The organism is Bradyrhizobium sp. McL0615, from assembly GCF_049993905.1.
Classification (GTDB): Bacteria; Pseudomonadota; Alphaproteobacteria; order Rhizobiales; family Xanthobacteraceae; genus Bradyrhizobium.
Genome location: NZ_CP188254.1, coordinates 5,288,079 through 5,303,725 on the forward strand (window position 1 = coordinate 5,288,079; position 15,647 = coordinate 5,303,725).

A 15,647-nucleotide genomic window follows, 5' to 3' on the forward strand; every position below is an offset into this window, starting at 1 on the left:
ATTATGGCGGACCGGCGCTCGCGCCAATCGCAGCCTCAACTCACCATGCGCTGGCGGTTTTCCCAATACGGCTTGCGCAATTCGCGCTTGAGGATCTTCCCCGCGCCGGACAGCGGCAGCGGGGTCTGCGTGACCTCGACACTGCGCGGGCATTTGTAGCCTGCGATCAGCGTCTTGCAGAAATCCATCAACTCGTCGGGGGCTGCCATCGCGCCTGCCCTGACCACGACGATGGCGTGCACCTGCTCGCCCCAGCGCTCGCTCGGGATACCGATCACGGCGCATTGCGCCACCGACGGATGCTGCGCTAGCGCGTTCTCGACCTCGGCCGAGTAGACGTTCTCGCCGCCGGAGATGATCATGTCCTTGACGCGATCGACCACGTAGACGAAGCCGTCCTCGTCCATGTAGCCACCGTCGCCGGTATGCATCCAGCCATCGATGACAGCCTTGGCGGTTTCTTCCGGCCGCTCCCAATAACCCATCATGACGTTGTCGCCGCGCACCGCGATTTCGCCGACGATGCCCGTCGGCACCCTCTTGTCGTCGGCGTCGACGATCTTGACCTCACAGCCAAGCGTCGGGCGGCCGGCGCCGCGATGCCGGCCCTTGGCACGGCCGTCGCCGATATGCTCGTTCCAGTGCAGGATTGTTGCGATTGGAGACAGTTCTGTCATGCCATAGGCTTGCGTGAACTGCACCTTGGGCAAGGCCTTCATGGCGCGGCTGAGCACCGCATCGCTGATGACGGAGGCGCCGTAGGCGATCCCCGACAGCGACGACAGGTCGTAATCGCCGAGTTTCGGATGATCGACGAACATCTGGATCATGGTCGGCACCAGCAGAACGTCGGTGACGCGGTCACGCTGGATCGCCGACGCCACGCCATCGGGCGTAAAGCCCTGGATGACGACATTCGAGCCGCCGCTCAGCAACACCGAATACATCGCAGCGCCATTGGCGAGGTGAAACATCGGCGCCGCATGCAGGTAGACCGTGCTGCTCGGCCAGAGGCCTTCGCCCAGCGCATTGAGCGCATTGACCATCAGATTGCCGTGGCTGAGCATGACGCCCTTCGAGCGCCCCGTAGTGCCGCCGGTGTAGAAGATGCCCGCGAGATCACCGCTCTCGCGCATCGCATCCGGTATCGGCGCGCTGCGCTCGATCAGCTTTTCGTAATTGTCCATGCCGGCTGGCGTATCGCCATCATCGGCATAAATCAGCTTGAGGCCCGGGATCGTATTGGCAAGCGTGGCGGCCACGGCGGCGAAGGCCTTGTCGACGAACAGGATGCCGGCGCGGCAGTCGCGCATGGCGTCTTCGTTCTCCAGCGGGCTCCAGCGGATGTTGAGCGGCACAATCACGGTGCCGGACCAGCCGGCTGCGAGATAAAGCTCGAGATAGCGATCGGAATTGAGCGACAGCATCGCGACGCGGTCGCCGGGTTGGGCGCCGAGGGCGCGGATACCGGCCGCCAGCCGCGCCACGCGGTCGCCGACCTCGCGCCAGTTCTTACGCCGATCGCCATAGACGATGGCAAGGCCGTTCGGATTGATCTGCAGCGCGCGCCGCAGTCCGTGCGTGATGTTCATCGTAAATCTCCCCGTGACTTGCGTTTCCTGACCGGCGGTTTGTCCGCCTTTTTCCGTGTGGATTTGATCGCGAGCCCTTCGGTGAGGCGGATCGCGAATTCGCCGGCGATGGCGTCCGCTTCGAGCGCCCCGCTCGGTTGGTACCAGTGACCGATCCAGTTCAGCGCGCCTGCAATCGCAAACGCCGAAAGCTTGACGTCGCAAGGCCTGACCGATCCGTCCTTGATCCCCTGCCCGATATAGTCGCGAAAGGCCCGGTCGATCTTCTTCTTGGCGAGGCGAACGATTTTGCGGTTGTGCTCGGTGAGGTCGCGGACGTCGAAGCGCACCAGGCTCTTGCCGTAGTCGGTGGTCATGGTCTCGGCGTAGCCGATAATCAGCTTACGCAATTTCTGCAGCCCGGTGCCACCGGCAGCGGCGATTTCATCGATGCGCTCGTCGACGCGTTCGGCGCCGATCGCCCAGCATTCGTAGAGGATCTCGTCCTTGCTGCGGAAATAATTGTAGAGCGCGGGCTTGGTGATGTTCAGCCGCTCGGCCACATGGTTGAGCGTGGTGCCGTGATAGCCCTGCTCGAGGAACAGCGCCACGGCGGTACGCAGCACGGCTTCGCGCTTCTCGTCGCGGGCGCGACGGCGGCTTTCGAACGGCGTCCACGGCGACTGGCCGGTCGGGGAAGAGGCTGATCCGTCCATGCTTGAAAATGTCCCGGCGCGGTTGACTTGGCGGCGAAGCTGTCCGTATATTACCCACGGGTAAGAAAAAGTCCAATGGGTAATTTAAGGGAGCGCACCATGACATCGAGCGTCTATGTTGCCGGCGTCGGCATGATCCCCTTCGTCAAGCCGGGCGCGAACGCGCCCTACCCGGTGATGGGCGCGGAAGCGACCGGGCTCGCGCTCGCGGACGCCGGCGTCAGCTACGACATGATCCAGCAAGCCTATGTCGGCTATGTCTACGGCGACTCCACCTGCGGACAGCGCGCGCTCTACCAGGTCGGCATGAGCGGCATTCCCATCATCAACGTGAACAACAATTGCTCGACCGGCTCGACCGCCCTGTTCATGGCGCGACAGGCGATCGAATCCGGCGCGCTCGACTGCGTGCTGGCGCTCGGCTTCGAACAGATGAAGCCCGGCGCGCTCGGCGCCGTCTTCACCGATCGGCCCAGCGCATTCGAAGAGTTCGACGCGGCCGCCGACCAGCTCGTCGATGCCCCCGGCGTGCCGCTGGCGTTGCGTTATTTCGGCGGCGCCGGCCTCAGTCACATGAAGAAATACGGCACGCCGCTGTCATCGTTCGCGAAAGTCCGCGCCAAGGCGAGTCGACACGCCAGGAACAATCCGCTGGCGCTGTTCCGCAAGGAAGTCACTGCCGACGACGTCATGAACGATCAGGTGATCTGGCCCGGCGTCATGACCCGCCTGATGGCCTGCCCGCCGACCTGCGGCGCCGCGGCTGCCGTACTGGTGTCGGAGAGGTTCGCCGGCAAGCATGGCCTGAACAAGAAAGTCCGGATCGCCGCGCAGGCGATGACGACAGACACGGCCTCGACCTTCAACGCCGGCGACATGATGAAGGTTGTCGGCTTCGACATGACGCAAAGCGCGGCCAACAAGGTGTATGAGGCCGCCGGCGTCGGGCCCGAGGATATCGACGTCGTCGAACTGCACGACTGTTTCGCGCACAATGAGCTGATCACCTATGAGGCCCTCGGCCTCTGTCCCGAAGGCGGCGCGGAACGCTTCATCGACAACGGTGACAACACCTATGGCGGCAGGTTCGTCACCAATCCGTCCGGCGGACTGCTGTCCAAGGGCCACCCGCTCGGCGCCACCGGCCTTGCGCAATGCTACGAGCTGACGCGCCAGTTGCGCGGCACCGCCGACGCCACGCAGGTCGATGGCGCCCGCCGTGGATTGCAGCACAATCTCGGTCTCGGCGGCGCCTGCGTCGTCACCCTTTACGAACGCACCTGAGGCCGGACATGGTCGATCATTCCGTTGTCGGGCGCAGCCTTGCGCCGGTTACCGCACATGTCGAAGCCGGGCGGCTGCGGTTCTTCCGCGAGACGCTCGGCGAGAGTAATCCTGTTTACACGGATGCCGGCGCTGCGAAAGCTGCCGGCTACGCCGCAATACCGGTGCCGCCGACCTATCTCTTTTGCCTGGAAATGATGGACGCCGAACAGGCCTTCGAATTCCTGGACGTGCTTGGTGCCGACCTTAAGCAGGTGCTGCACGGCGAACAGCGCTTCACCTACCGGGCTCCCGTCCAGGTCGGCGATACGCTGCGCTTCGAGCCGCGCATCGCCAGCATTACCGACAAGAAGGGCGGCGCCATGACGCTGGCCGTCGTCGAAACCTGGGTCACCAACCAGCACGGGGTCCACGTCGCGGACTGCTCCCGCACGGTCGTGGTGCTGAACAAGGTGGCCGCATGAGCGAGACTTTGAACCGTCAGCTCGCGGTTGGCGACCGCGTCTTGCACAAGCAATTCCCGCCGATCAGCCGTCACAAGCTCGCGCTCTATTGCGGCGCGTCGGGGGATCACAATCCGATTCACGTCGATCTGGATTTCGCCAAGGCCGCAGGATATCCCGATGTCTTCGCGCACGGCATGTTCGTGATGGCCTGCCTCGGCCAGGCACTGACCGACGCGATCGCTCCCCCGCGGCTGCGCAGCTTTGCAACCCGCTTCGTCGCCATCACCCAACTCGGTGCGAGCCTGACCTGCGAGGGCCATGTCGCCGAGCTCGTCGAACACAATGGCGAGCGCTGCGCGAAACTTGCGCTGACAACCAAGGACGAGAACGGCGACGTCAAACTTGCCGGCGAAGCCGTCATCGCCATCTAACACCAGAAGGATTCCAAATGGCCAAGCTCAAGGGAAAGGTCGCCCTGATCACCGGATCAGGCCGCGGCATCGGACGGGCCATCGCCCTGAAACTCGCCAGCGAAGGCGCGCGCGTCGTCGTCAACGACCTTGATGCGGCGCCGGGCGACGCCGTGGCTGACGAGATCAAGGCGGCCGGCGGCGAGGCCATCGCGGTCAACGGCAGCGTCGCCGAACCGGGCTTTGCCGATCGGTTCATCAAGGCCGCCACCGATACTTTCGGCGGGCTCGACATCATCGTCAACAATGCCGGCTACACTTGGGACTCGACGATCCAGAAGATGACGGACGAGCAGTTCCAGGCCATGCTCGACGTCCACCTCGTGGCCCCCTTCCGGATCTTGCGCGCGGCTGCCGAGCCGATCCGGATCATGGCGAAGAAGGAAGCCGAGGCCGGCCGCGAGGTGTTCCGCAAGGTCGTCAACATCTCCTCGATTGCCGGGCTTTACGGCAATGCCGGGCAGGCAAGCTATTCGTCGGCCAAGGCGTCCCTGATCGGACTGACGCGCACGATGTGCAAGGAATGGGGGCGCTACAAGGTGAACGTCAATTGCGTCGCCTTCGGCCTGATCAACACCCGCCTCACCCAGCCGATCGAGGCGCAGCAAAAGACCATCGACGTGGCTGGTCGCGACATCAAGGTCGGGGTCCAGCCGCAGATGCTCGACGCCATGGCCCGGATGATCCCGCTCGGACGCGGCGGCACGCCTGAGGAAGCGGCGGACGCCGTTTATTTGTTCTGCAGTCCGGAATCCAATTATATCAGCGGCCAGGTGATCGTCGCCGGCGGCGGTCTGATCGTTTGATGTGAGGGTTGTCCGATGCAATATCGTTCATCCTGGATGACCGACGAACTGGACGTGTTTCGCGACCAGTTCCGCAAATTTCTCGCCAAGGATCTGGCGCCGCACGCCGACAAATGGCGCACGCAGAAAATGGTCGATCGTTCCGCCTGGCGGGCGCTGGGTGAAATGGGCGCCTTGCTGCCGAGCGTGCCGGAAGCCTATGGCGGCCTCGGCGCCACCTTCGCCTACGATGCCGCCATCCTCGAGGACATCGAGAGCGTGGTGCCGGAAGTCACGACCGGCGTCTCCGTGCACAGCGCCATCGTCGCGCACTACATCCTGAACTACGGCTCCGAGGAGCAGAAGCTGCGCTGGCTGCCGAAAATGGCGAGCGGCGAGTTCGTTGGCGCCATTGCCATGACCGAGCCCGGCACCGGCTCCGACCTGCAGGGCGTGCGGACCACCGCGCGCAAGCAGGGCAACAACTACGTCATCAACGGTCAGAAGACCTTCATCACCAACGGCCAGGCCGCCGACCTGATCATCGTCGTGGCGCGCACCGGCGGACCCGGCGCCAAGGGACTCTCGCTGATCGTGCTCGAGACCGCGGGCAACGAGGGATTCCGGCGCGGCCGCAACCTCGACAAGATCGGCCTGCACGCGTCAGACACGTCCGAATTGTTCTTCGACAATGCGGTGGCGCCGCCGGAGAACCTGCTGGGTGCCGAGGAAGGCAACGGTTTCGTCCAGTTGATGCAGCAATTGCCGCAGGAACGCCTGTCGCTTGCCGTCGGCGCCGTGGCTTCGATGGAGCGCGCGGTCAAGCTGACGGCTGACTACACCAGGGAACGCCAGGCGTTCGGCAAGCCCATCATCGAATTCCAGAACACCGCGTTCAAACTGGCGGAACGCAAGACCGAGGCCATGATCGCGCGCGTCTTCGTCGACTGGTGCATCGAACGCCTTGTCGCCGGCGAACTCGACACCGTCACGGCCTCGATGGCGAAATGGTGGTGTTCGGAAAAGCAGGTCGAGACCGCGGACGAATGCCTGCAGCTCCACGGCGGCTACGGTTACATGCAGGAATATCCGATCTCGCGGATGTTCGTGGACGCACGGATCCAGAAGATCTACGGCGGCACCAACGAGATCATGAAGCTGCTGATCGCGCGGTCGCTGTAGCCCGGCGCCGGCAAAGACGCCGGCGCGGATCTGGCCCGTTAACAATCAGCATCGAACGCCCGGCGCGCACTTCTTGGCCGCCGCCGGAGCCGGACGCGGCGGTGGCGCAGCCATCCGGGGCGGTGGGGCCGCCATACGCGGTGGTGGCGGCGCGGCCATCCGTGGGGGTGGAGCGGCCATCCTTGGTGGCGGCGACGGCGCGGCCATCCGCGGCGGTGGGGCGGCCATCCTTGGCGGTGGTGCCGGAGCGACGCGAGTTACCGGAGGTGGCGGGGGCCTTGCCGCGTGTACTGCGGCCGGCGGCGGCGCTCGCCGCAGCTCAGGCTGCAATTGAGGTTTCGGGGCAATCGCAGCGGCGGGCCTTGGCGGCGCGGAGGCGCCGGGTGGCGGGGTTGCGACCCTCGGCTGTCCAGCCGGAGCGGCGGGAGCAATGGTCCCGATCGCGGGCCTCGCGCCGGCACCGCCCGGAGCGAGAGGTGCGGGCCTGGCATTCGGATTGGCCGCGCCTGGCGATACCGCAGCACTCGGAGGCGGCGGTGGGGCACCCTTGGTGCCCGGAACCGGCAGCGTATTGGTCCTCGACAAGGGCTGTGTCGAAGGCAGTGCGCCCGGCGCATTGGCCGGCAGCGTCGCGTTCGGCCTTCCGGCCTGCCCCGCGCCGGGCAAAACAGCCTTTGTGGCAGGATTGATCGCGGCGCTCGGCGGCACCGGCGCCTTGCCCTGCTGGATCAGCGTCGCCCTCTGCGCCACCGCAGGCGGCAGTGTCGGCGTGGCGCCACCCTGCGCCGGCGCCACCGGCGAGCCGGGGCGTCCGCCAGCCTTGGTGCCAAGTCCGGTGCCAAGTCCGCCCACCGGGGCAGCTGGCTGTGGCGGCCGGTTGATCACGTTGTTGATGACGGTCCTGTTGTGGATGTTGGCAAAGATGATGTTGTTCGGCGGCGGCGCAACATAGATCGGAGCCCGCACATAGACCGGAATCGGCACAAAGAACGGCTGCGGCAGGATGAACAGCCCGATCGGTGGTGGCGGCGGCTCCAATATCACGAAATCGTCCGGCGGCGGCGGCAGGTAGTAGACCGGCGCAGGCGGCGGCGGCAGAAAATCGAATTCGGGATCGCCGAAGGCCAGCACCGGCCGGTCGACATAGATGAACTCTTCCGGCGGCGGCGGCGGCACGTCGTAGTCGATGACGTCAAATGACGGCGGCGGCTCCTGCGGCGCGGTGAGGATGGCAAGCCGGCGGCGCGCATCTGCGGCATGCGGCCCGCGCGGGTAGCGTTGCAGATACGACCAATAGGCGTTCGGCGTGTCGGCGCGATAGCTGCGGCGCCAGGTGATCGCCTCGCGACGCGCCGCCGCAATCGCCCTCACCCGCTTCGCCATGGGATCATCGGGATAGGCGCCGAGAAAATCCTCATAGGCCGGCAGCGTGTCGCGCTCCAGCGCCGCGGCATAGGCGTCCCGCACACCGAGCTCGCGGATCGGCTTGCTGCGGGCGGCGGCGGCCTGATCCGGCGCCGGTGCTGCGGGCGCATCCGGTGCACGCTCGAAGAACGTGAAGGCCGCGTCGACCTTCTGGTTGTCCCAGGGCACCTGCGCGCCCTTGCTCGTCTCGTTGACGCGAAGCCGCACGCGATTGAAAACTTCAGGCAGCGGCAATCCGCCGGTCCGGATCATCTCGGCCAGCGACTGGGCGTAGGCGCCGTACGGTCCCTGCTCGGCCGGCGCGACCGTTCCGGGCGCCGCGTTGAACGCGATCAGCATGTGCGGGTCCGCTTCCACCAGGGCGAGGCCGCTGGCGATCTGTCCGTTGACGAAAGGCTGCTGGCGCGCCGCGTCCAGCACGACGATGCCGGCCTTCAGCGGCAGCGAGGCGAGCTGGCGGATATAATCGCCGGTCCGCAGCGCCTCGATCGGCACATCGGTATCGCGGTTGATCGCGGAATCGACCGGCACGAAATAGTTCTCGCCGGCCAATTGCAGCCCGTAACCGGCCAGATACACCATCGCGACCGTGTCCGGCCCCGAGGCTTCGGCCTTGTTGATGAAGTCGCGGAAACTCTTGCGCAGCGTGTCGCCATCGAGATCGCGGGCGCCGATCACGTCGAAGCCGGCCGCCTGCAAGGTCTGCGCGATCAGGCCGGCATCGTTGGCCGCCGTCGCCAGCGGCGATTTCGCATAGGCGCCATTGCCGACCACCAGCGCAATGCGCTTTTCCGGCGCTTGCGCGGCGGCTCTGCTCAAATGTCCCGCCAGTCCCGATATCGCGACGAGACACGCCGAGAGAATCGACAAATTTCTTACTACTCGCATGGGATTCCACCCTATCGCCGCCTGCGCTTACATGGAGCGCGCTTTAAAATGAACATTTCTTGAATAATTGCGCTCTCAGCAAGGCATAGTGCTCGCGCCGTCCGGTTCCGGCATCGAAATTCGCATTGTCGCGGCCGTTTGGCGGGCGTATCCTTTGTTCGAGATCGTGTTCGCCTGCATCGTGAGGCGACGGCGCGAGTTCCTCCCGGTGTGCGAATTGCCCACGCAATGGAGGAATCGCCATGACCGTTTCCCCGACCCTGCAAAAGTATCTGGACCAGAGCGTCACCTACGACCTGATCCCCCACGTCCCCACGATGTCGTCGACACGCACGGCGGAAGCCTGCCATGTGCCGGGCGAGGCACTCGCCAAGGCGGTCGTGCTGCGCCGGGACGGCGGTTACATGATGGCCGTGCTTCCGGCCTCCCGTCACCTGCATCTGTCGGCCCTGAAAAGTCAGCTCGGCCACAAGGTCGATCTCGCGAGCGAGGACGAAATCGAACGGCTGTTCGAGGACTGCGACCGCGGGGCCGTCCCGCCGCTCGGCGAATGCTACGGGCTGGACGTCATCATCGACGACAGCATCGATGCGCGGCGGCATGTCTATATGGAAAGCGGCGATCACGCCACGCTGATCCGCATGGAGGGCGCGCAATTCGCGCGGCTGACAGCGAAGGCCTGGCACGGCCACTTCAGCACGCACGATTGAGCCGCTCGTTCCGCGCCTGCACGGTCAAGCGACTTCAAGCAGGACGCCCCGCACCCGTTCGCGGTCGAACAGGTGCGAGTCGTTTTTGACGATTCGGTCGCAACAGGCCGCCGCTTCAATGATGGGCCGCAACGCTCTTCACGTAGCCGGACACCAGATCGCCTGACGTAAACTGGCTGATATCGCCGAGGCTGATCATGCCGACCATGCGTTTGCTCTTGTTGATCACCGGCAACCTGCGGACTTTCAGCGTCTCCATGTGATGCACCGCTTTCGCAAGGTCGTCGTCCTCGCGGCAGCAATGGATGCCTTCGGTCATCACGTCGCGCGCCTTGGCGCGACTGGCATCGAAACCGTTGCCTGCAAGCCCTTTGCAGACGATGTCGCGATCGGTCACCATCCCGACCAGCTTGTCGTCCTCCCCGATCGGAATGCAGCCGATATCGTGCGCTCGCATCAGCTTTGCGATTTCGGTAATCGGCGTGTCGGGGCTGACCCAGTCGACGCCCTTGTGCATCGCGTCTTTGACTTTCATGGCGGATCTCCGTTGCTGCGATTTCAGGTGGTATTCACGTGATGCAGAACAGTTCCCCCTTGGCTTGAGTATACGACGGATCGGCTGGAACGGCATCGCAAAAAGCACCGGCAACTTCTTGAATTGGCGAAGCGCGTCGTTGCGCGCGGGTTGATGCACCCCGCGCGCAACGATGTCGGCCAAACCAGAAGAAATCAGAAGAAGCCGAGCTTCTTCGGGCTGTAGCTGACCAGCAAGTTCTTGGTCTGCTGGTAGTGATCGAGCATCATCTTGTGGGTCTCCCGGCCGACACCCGATTGCTTGTAACCGCCGAACGCGGCATGCGCCGGATAGGCATGGTAGCAATTGGTCCAGACCCGGCCTGCCTGGATGGCGCGGCCGAAACGATAGAGCCGGCTCGCGTCGCGGCTCCAGATACCGGCGCCGAGACCGTAGAGCGTGTCGTTGGCGATCGCGAGCGCCTCGTCGTCGTCCTTGAAGGTGGTGACCGAAACGACCGGTCCGAAAATCTCTTCCTGGAAGACGCGCATCTTGTTGTTGCCCTTGAACACCGTCGGCTTGACATAGAAGCCACCGGAAAGGTCGCCCGGCAGGTCGTTGCGCGTCCCGCCCGTCAGCACCTGCGCGCCTTCCTCGCGGCCGATGTCGATATAGGACAGGATCTTCTGCATCTGCTCGGAGGACGCCTGCGCGCCGATCATGGTGGCCGGATCGAGCGGATCGCCCTGGACGATCGCCTCAACCCGCTTCAAGGCCCGCTCCATGAAGCGGTCGAAGATCTTTTCGTGGATCAGCGCGCGGCTCGGACAGGTGCAGACCTCGCCCTGGTTGAACGCGAACATGACGAAGCCTTCGATCGCCTTGTCGAAGAAATCATCGTCCTCGGCCATGACGTCCTCGAAGAAGATGTTGGGCGACTTGCCGCCGAGTTCGAGCGTTACTGGAATGAGGTTCTGGCTCGCGTACTGCATGATCAGCCGGCCCGTCGACGTCTCGCCGGTGAAGGCGATCTTGGCGATGCGCGGCGATGACGCCAGCGGCTTGCCGGCCTCAAGGCCGAAGCCGTTGACGATATTGAGCACGCCCGGCGGCAACAGGTCGCCGATCAGGCCTGCCCACACCATGATCGCGGCCGGGGTCTGCTCGGCCGGCTTCAGCACGACGCAGTTTCCGGCGGCCAGCGCCGGGGCGAGCTTCCAGCACGCCATCAGCAGCGGAAAATTCCACGGAATGATCTGGCCGACGACGCCGAGCGGCTCGTGGAAATGATAGGCGACGGTGTCGTGGTCGATTTCGGAAAGGCCGCCTTCCTGGGCGCGGATGGCGCCGGCGAAGTAGCGGAAATGGTCGATGGCGAGCGGCACGTCGGCCGCAGTCGTCTCGCGGATCGGCTTGCCATTGTCCCAGGTTTCGGCGAGCGCGAGCAGATCGAGGTTTTCCTCCATGCGGTCGGCGATGCGATTGAGGATCAGCGCGCGTTCGGCGACGCTGGTGCGGCCCCAGGCTTGCTTGGCTGCGTGCGCGGCGTCGAGCGCGTCTTCGACGTCCTTGGCATCGGAGCGCGCGATCTCGCACAGCAGCCGGCCGTTGACCGGCGAGAAATTCTCGAAATAGCGGCCCGAGCGCGGCTCGGCCCATTTTCCGTTGATGTAGTTCCCGTATCGCCTTTCGAACGGGGCCTTCGCAGTTCGTGAAAATTCGACCTTGTTCATGGCTGTTCCTCGCTATGGCGTCGCTGGATGCGGCGCTCGGGAAAACCATGAAGGAGGCCGGCTTTACTGTCTGCCCGTCGAATCCGGATCGCGAGCGCGTGTGTCGCAGAACTGCGACAGTCGAATGGAGAATCCTTTAATGCGTGCGATGGAGATCGAAGCGCCGCAGCTTTCGATGCAGCGTTGCACGGCTGATCCCGAGCGCCTCGGCGGCGGCCGAGACATTCCCGTCACTGCGCGCCAGCGCCCGCTGCACGGCGGCCCGCTCTGCCTGGTCAAGATCCCGCGCCGGGCTGGACGTGCCGCCGAGCAGGTCGGATGCCGGCAACGGCTTCTTCAGAAAATCCCGCGTCACACCGAGCGCCAGCCGCGCCGACCGCGTCGCGCCGATGACGAGGTCGTCGGCATCGACCGCGATCAGCCCGCCGCCGCCGCGATTGATATCGGGCGCAAACAGAAAGCGGGCGTTCGGGAACGCCAGGCGGAAATTCTCCATCTCGATCCGGCGGGCGGCATCGCCGACGGCAACCGCAATGAGATTGACGAAACCTTCCGTGAGGTCGGCGCGGCAGGAGGATACGTCGAGCGCCGCGGCCAGCCTGCCCTCGTGATCGTAGATCGGCGCCGAGGTGCAACTCAGCAGCGTGTTTCGCGCATAAAAATGCTGGTCGCGATGAACGGTGAGCGCGCGTTGCTCGGCGAGACAGGTCCCGATGCCGTTGGTACCCTCGCACTCCTCGCTCCAGACCGTCGCGGTCCACAGGCCCCACGCCTTGAACGTCTCGTCGTCGGACACCGCGCCGCGCCGGTCGACCGGCACGCCGTTGCGGTCGGCCAGCAGCACGCAGCAGCCGACGCCGCCGACCGCGAGAAACAGCCGGTCGAGGTTGGATTGCGCGGCCCGGACCAGCGGCCCGATCTGCTGGCGCGCCAATTCGAATTCGGCCTGGCTCAACCGGCGCGGCAGGTTGCATTCGGCGGGGTCGAGGTGGTGAAAATTGGATGACCGGCGCCAGGACGCGACCACGGCGGATTTTGCGGCCGAGCCGCGCGCGACCGTCGCCTGCACCTGATCGGCATGGTGTCTGGTGGTCTGCGCCACGCTCATTCCTCCCGCGTAGGTCAAAATATTCGGCCCGGACGGTTGGTGAATTGATCTCGATCAAGCGCGCGACCTTGACCTGTCCCCGCCCTCGACCGGGCATTTAGCCGGTTATGCCCGATGATGCTGACACGTTTTGGCAGCATACCCTGCTAGACTTTCGTCGGCTTGGTAACGGAGCGGATTAATGTCGCGCGCGCAGCGGCTACTCGATCTCATTCAACTCTTGCGTGGCTATCGGCGTCCGGTCAGCGGCGCGGTGCTGGCCGAGGCGCTCGGGATTTCGCTGCGCACGCTCTACCGCGACATCGAAACACTCAACGGTCAGGGCGCCCATATCGATGGCGAGCCGGGTGTCGGCTACGTGCTGCGCCCCGGATTCATGCTGCCGCCGCTGATGTTCTCGGAAGAGGAGATCGAGGCTATCGTGCTCGGCTCGCGCTGGGTGGCGGACCGCACCGACGCGGCGTTGAGCGGCGCCGCACGCAGCGCATTGGCCAAGATATCCGCCGTGCTTCCGGCGGACCTGAAAGATGGTCTCGATACGTCGGGCCTGCTGATCGGACCGGGACAAGCGATCGCCGCCGGTGATGCCGAACTGCCGGTCATTCGCTCGGCGATCCGTACCGGGCAAAAGTTGCGGATCGGCTATCAGGATGGCAGCGGCGGCCGTTCAAAGCGCATCATCTGGCCGTTCGCGCTCGGGTTTTTCGACCGCGTGCGTATCGTCGTGGCGTGGTGCGAACTCCGCGAGGGCTTTCGGCATTTCCGCACCGACCGCATCGGCAAGGTGCAGATCCTCGGCAAGCGCTATCCGCGCCGCCGGCAGGCCCTGTTGAAGGAATGGCGCGCCAGCGAAGGAATCCCCGAACGCTAGAGCTTTGGTTCTGATTGAATCAGAACCGAAGGCCCAGATTCTTGCCTTGACGCGTTTTCTTCACGCGAACCGGGAGCCACTTCGCTCGAAAACGCTGCGACGAATTTCACTGCTGACAGTTTTTGGCAGGGTCATCCCCTAGGCTGAACTCATGCCGGACGCCGCCAGGCGGCTTCGGCGATGATGTTCAGAGAGGAATCTTCCCGATGCCAAATTTCAGTTTCGTCCTGCTCTATGTCGAGAACCCGCCGGCCAGCGCCGGCTTTTATGCGGACCTGCTCGGCCATCCCATCGTCGAGACCTCGCCGACCTTTGCGATGCTGTCGCTGTCGGAAGGCGTGATGCTGGGGCTGTGGTCGCGCAAGACCGTGGAGCCTGCCGCCAATGCGCAGGCAGGGGCCAGCGAAGTCGCGTTCACGGTGGAAAATGCCGCCGCGCTCGAGGCGACCTTCGCCGACTGGAAGAAGCGCGGGCTGAGCATTCTCCAGGAGCCGGTGCAGATGGATTTCGGCACGACTTTTGTTGCGACCGATCCCGATGGCCATCGCCTGCGCGTGTTCGTTCCGGTGGCGGCATGACCCGGAACTGGGTGGCGGTGGCTTCGGCCGAACATGTTCGTATCGGCCGAGGCAACGGCTTCATGCAGGTCTGTCATGGCAAGGCCGCGCCGCTCCGGCGCGTCCAGCCCGGCGACCGCGTCGTCTACTACTCGCCGACCGGCGCCTTCGGCGGGCGGGACGGATTGCAGTCGTTTACCGCGATCGGCGTCGTGGATGACCACGCGCCCTATCAGGCGGACATGGACGGCGGCTTCTCGCCGTTCCGCCGTGACGTCAACTGGTGCGCGGCCCGAGAAGCGCCGATCAAGCCCCTCGTCGGCCGGCTCGAGTTCACGACAGCCAAACGCAACTGGGGCTTTCAGCTTCGCTTTGGTCTGTTCGAGATTTCCGGGGACGACATGGCGATGATTGCAGAGGCGATGGGCGCATCGTTGACACCGCGGTGACGACGAAATCGCCGCCGCCGGATCGACCAAGCCGCGGGAGATGACGGCGCCGCGCAAGGCACGCGGCGGGGCCATCCACGGTCAGTTCAACAACTCGACCTTGCCGGTCGCAAGCCGGTAGATGCCGCCGACTACTTTGACCTTGTTCTGCTCGACGGCTGCGTTGAGGATCGGTGCGGCCGATTTCAGCTTGGCGACGTTATCGATCACGTTCTGCCGAATGGCGTTGTCGAGCGCATTTCCGCTCTGCTGTGCCGACGCCTTCACCGCGGGTGCAATCGCAGCCACCAGAGACGGAATGTGTCCCGGAGGCGGCGTGTTGTCCTTCAGGGATTTGATCGTCGCGTCGACGGCACCGCAACTGTCGTGACCAAGGACGAGGATCATCGGCGCGCCAAGCACGGCGACGGCATATTCCATGCTTGCAACCGTATCGTCGTTGGCGAAATTGCCGGCCACGCGGCAGACGAACAAATCACCACGCCCGCTATCGAAGGCATATTCGGGTGCGATGCGCGAATCCGCGCAGCTCAGGATGGCCGCGTAAGGGTTCTGACCTCCGGCCAACGCCTCCCTCTCATGCTTGAAGTCGTGGCGCCGCGCCGTGCCGTCAACATAGCGCGCATTTCCCTCCATCAATTTCTTGAGGGCGGCATCCGGCGACAACACGTTCTGCGGCTTGGGAGGAGCCTTGGTATCCTTGGCGGTATCCTTGGCGCTGGCTGTGTCGGCGAGCATCAGCCCACCAAGTGCCGAGGCCGCGAACAGAACGACGGAGCGCCGCGAGGGCGCCGTCGGGTGAAGCTGATCCATTGAACATTTTTCGCACATTGCAATTTCCTCGCCCTTGCGGCGTCGAGTTCGGTGACGCCCGAATTCCTATGATTATGGTTGCGCGGCATAACTTCGCGACGCCGAAATGATTAGGCTTTGCCTGT

Annotated in this window: 16 protein-coding genes; 9 read left to right on the forward strand and 7 right to left on the reverse strand. The window is 64.6% G+C overall.

What is annotated here, in order from left to right:
- Positions 1 to 35: 35 nt before the first annotated feature.
- Positions 36 to 1,592, reverse strand: a complete 1,557-nt coding sequence (locus tag ACPPVP_RS25095; RefSeq protein ID WP_426525457.1) for an acyl-CoA synthetase — start codon at positions 1,590 to 1,592, stop codon at positions 36 to 38.
- Positions 1,589 to 2,287: a TetR/AcrR family transcriptional regulator gene (locus ACPPVP_RS25100; protein ID WP_426525459.1), complete on the reverse strand. Its 699-nt coding sequence runs from the start codon at positions 2,285 to 2,287 to the stop codon at positions 1,589 to 1,591. Before ACPPVP_RS25100 ends, ACPPVP_RS25095 begins: the two co-directional genes overlap by 4 nt.
- A gap of 99 nt (positions 2,288 to 2,386) precedes the next feature.
- On the opposite strand from ACPPVP_RS25100, the gene ACPPVP_RS25105 reads away from it, so the two are divergent.
- From ACPPVP_RS25105 to ACPPVP_RS25125, 5 genes are read left to right on the forward strand one after another with little or no spacing between them, the layout of a single operon-like run.
- The gene (locus tag ACPPVP_RS25105) at positions 2,387 to 3,571 is read left to right on the forward strand and encodes a lipid-transfer protein (RefSeq protein WP_426525461.1); all 1,185 of its coding nucleotides are present in this window, start codon (positions 2,387 to 2,389) and stop codon (positions 3,569 to 3,571) included.
- A gap of 8 nt (positions 3,572 to 3,579) precedes the next feature.
- Positions 3,580 to 4,035 carry a MaoC family dehydratase N-terminal domain-containing protein gene (locus ACPPVP_RS25110; RefSeq protein WP_426525463.1) on the forward strand — a complete coding sequence of 152 codons (456 nt, stop codon included), beginning with the start codon at positions 3,580 to 3,582 and terminating at the stop codon, positions 4,033 to 4,035.
- A complete protein-coding gene (locus ACPPVP_RS25115) occupies positions 4,032 to 4,448 on the forward strand; it encodes a MaoC/PaaZ C-terminal domain-containing protein (protein WP_426525465.1) in 417 nt (138 codons plus the stop codon). The genes ACPPVP_RS25110 and ACPPVP_RS25115 overlap by 4 nt, the downstream gene beginning before the upstream one ends.
- A gap of 17 nt (positions 4,449 to 4,465) precedes the next feature.
- Positions 4,466 to 5,293: an SDR family NAD(P)-dependent oxidoreductase gene (locus ACPPVP_RS25120; RefSeq protein WP_426525467.1), complete on the forward strand. Its 828-nt coding sequence runs from the start codon at positions 4,466 to 4,468 to the stop codon at positions 5,291 to 5,293.
- Between the two features lie 15 nt (positions 5,294 to 5,308).
- Positions 5,309 to 6,454 (forward strand): acyl-CoA dehydrogenase family protein, encoded by a 1,146-nt coding sequence (locus tag ACPPVP_RS25125; protein ID WP_426525469.1) that lies wholly within the window; start codon positions 5,309 to 5,311, stop codon positions 6,452 to 6,454.
- Positions 6,455 to 6,499: 45 nt separating this feature from the next.
- Here the strand turns inward: ACPPVP_RS25125 and ACPPVP_RS25130 are convergent, their stop codons facing one another.
- Entirely contained in the window at positions 6,500 to 8,767 is a 2,268-nt protein-coding gene (locus tag ACPPVP_RS25130) for a caspase family protein (RefSeq protein ID WP_426525471.1), read from the reverse strand.
- Positions 8,768 to 9,009: 242 nt separating this feature from the next.
- On the opposite strand from ACPPVP_RS25130, the gene ACPPVP_RS25135 reads away from it, so the two are divergent.
- Positions 9,010 to 9,477, forward strand: coding sequence for an aminoacyl-tRNA deacylase (locus tag ACPPVP_RS25135; protein ID WP_426525473.1), 468 nt, complete (start codon positions 9,010 to 9,012; stop codon positions 9,475 to 9,477).
- Between the two features lie 115 nt (positions 9,478 to 9,592).
- Here ACPPVP_RS25135 and ACPPVP_RS25140 read toward each other — a convergent pair whose 3' ends face one another.
- The 3 genes from ACPPVP_RS25140 to ACPPVP_RS25150 all read right to left on the reverse strand — a co-directional run bounded on the left by ACPPVP_RS25140 (position 9,593) and on the right by ACPPVP_RS25150 (position 12,832).
- Positions 9,593 to 10,012 carry a CBS domain-containing protein gene (locus ACPPVP_RS25140; RefSeq protein ID WP_426525475.1) on the reverse strand — a complete coding sequence of 140 codons (420 nt, stop codon included), beginning with the start codon at positions 10,010 to 10,012 and terminating at the stop codon, positions 9,593 to 9,595.
- A 194-nt stretch (positions 10,013 to 10,206) separates the two neighbouring features.
- Positions 10,207 to 11,724 carry an aldehyde dehydrogenase gene (adh, locus tag ACPPVP_RS25145; RefSeq protein ID WP_426525477.1) on the reverse strand — a complete coding sequence of 506 codons (1,518 nt, stop codon included), beginning with the start codon at positions 11,722 to 11,724 and terminating at the stop codon, positions 10,207 to 10,209.
- A 136-nt stretch (positions 11,725 to 11,860) separates the two neighbouring features.
- A complete protein-coding gene (locus tag ACPPVP_RS25150; protein ID WP_426525479.1) occupies positions 11,861 to 12,832 on the reverse strand; it encodes a helix-turn-helix domain-containing protein in 972 nt (323 codons plus the stop codon).
- Positions 12,833 to 13,013: 181 nt separating this feature from the next.
- Between ACPPVP_RS25150 and ACPPVP_RS25155 the strand changes: the two genes are divergently transcribed.
- The 3 genes from ACPPVP_RS25155 to ACPPVP_RS25165 all read left to right on the forward strand — a co-directional run bounded on the left by ACPPVP_RS25155 (position 13,014) and on the right by ACPPVP_RS25165 (position 14,709).
- Positions 13,014 to 13,703 carry a helix-turn-helix transcriptional regulator gene (locus tag ACPPVP_RS25155; RefSeq protein ID WP_426525481.1) on the forward strand — a complete coding sequence of 230 codons (690 nt, stop codon included), beginning with the start codon at positions 13,014 to 13,016 and terminating at the stop codon, positions 13,701 to 13,703.
- A 206-nt stretch (positions 13,704 to 13,909) separates the two neighbouring features.
- Entirely contained in the window at positions 13,910 to 14,281 is a 372-nt protein-coding gene (locus tag ACPPVP_RS25160) for a VOC family protein (protein WP_426525483.1), read from the forward strand.
- Positions 14,278 to 14,709: an EVE domain-containing protein gene (locus tag ACPPVP_RS25165; RefSeq protein WP_426525485.1), complete on the forward strand. Its 432-nt coding sequence runs from the start codon at positions 14,278 to 14,280 to the stop codon at positions 14,707 to 14,709. Before ACPPVP_RS25160 ends, ACPPVP_RS25165 begins: the two co-directional genes overlap by 4 nt.
- An 81-nt stretch (positions 14,710 to 14,790) precedes the next feature.
- On the opposite strand, the gene ACPPVP_RS25170 is transcribed toward ACPPVP_RS25165, so the two are convergent.
- Complete coding sequence (locus tag ACPPVP_RS25170) at positions 14,791 to 15,540, reverse strand: carbonic anhydrase (protein ID WP_426525487.1); 750 nt, start codon at positions 15,538 to 15,540, stop codon at positions 14,791 to 14,793.
- Positions 15,541 to 15,647 lie beyond the last annotated feature (107 nt).

Bases quoted from the DNA above. Each gene is read 5' to 3' on its own strand.
- ACPPVP_RS25095 (WP_426525457.1), bottom strand. From the start codon at position 1,592: ATGAACATCACGCACGGACTGCGGCGCGCGCTGCAGATCAATCCGAAC.
- ACPPVP_RS25100 (WP_426525459.1), bottom strand. From the start codon at position 2,287: ATGGACGGATCAGCCTCTTCCCCGACCGGCCAGTCGCCGTGGACGCCG.
- ACPPVP_RS25105 (WP_426525461.1), top strand. From the start codon at position 2,387: ATGACATCGAGCGTCTATGTTGCCGGCGTCGGCATGATCCCCTTCGTC.
- ACPPVP_RS25110 (WP_426525463.1), top strand. From the start codon at position 3,580: ATGGTCGATCATTCCGTTGTCGGGCGCAGCCTTGCGCCGGTTACCGCA.
- ACPPVP_RS25115 (WP_426525465.1), top strand. From the start codon at position 4,032: ATGAGCGAGACTTTGAACCGTCAGCTCGCGGTTGGCGACCGCGTCTTG.
- ACPPVP_RS25120 (WP_426525467.1), top strand. From the start codon at position 4,466: ATGGCCAAGCTCAAGGGAAAGGTCGCCCTGATCACCGGATCAGGCCGC.
- ACPPVP_RS25125 (WP_426525469.1), top strand. From the start codon at position 5,309: ATGCAATATCGTTCATCCTGGATGACCGACGAACTGGACGTGTTTCGC.
- ACPPVP_RS25130 (WP_426525471.1), bottom strand. From the start codon at position 8,767: ATGCGAGTAGTAAGAAATTTGTCGATTCTCTCGGCGTGTCTCGTCGCG.
- ACPPVP_RS25135 (WP_426525473.1), top strand. From the start codon at position 9,010: ATGACCGTTTCCCCGACCCTGCAAAAGTATCTGGACCAGAGCGTCACC.
- ACPPVP_RS25140 (WP_426525475.1), bottom strand. From the start codon at position 10,012: ATGAAAGTCAAAGACGCGATGCACAAGGGCGTCGACTGGGTCAGCCCC.
- adh (WP_426525477.1), bottom strand. From the start codon at position 11,724: ATGAACAAGGTCGAATTTTCACGAACTGCGAAGGCCCCGTTCGAAAGG.
- ACPPVP_RS25150 (WP_426525479.1), bottom strand. From the start codon at position 12,832: ATGAGCGTGGCGCAGACCACCAGACACCATGCCGATCAGGTGCAGGCG.
- ACPPVP_RS25155 (WP_426525481.1), top strand. From the start codon at position 13,014: ATGTCGCGCGCGCAGCGGCTACTCGATCTCATTCAACTCTTGCGTGGC.
- ACPPVP_RS25160 (WP_426525483.1), top strand. From the start codon at position 13,910: ATGCCAAATTTCAGTTTCGTCCTGCTCTATGTCGAGAACCCGCCGGCC.
- ACPPVP_RS25165 (WP_426525485.1), top strand. From the start codon at position 14,278: ATGACCCGGAACTGGGTGGCGGTGGCTTCGGCCGAACATGTTCGTATC.
- ACPPVP_RS25170 (WP_426525487.1), bottom strand. From the start codon at position 15,540: ATGTGCGAAAAATGTTCAATGGATCAGCTTCACCCGACGGCGCCCTCG.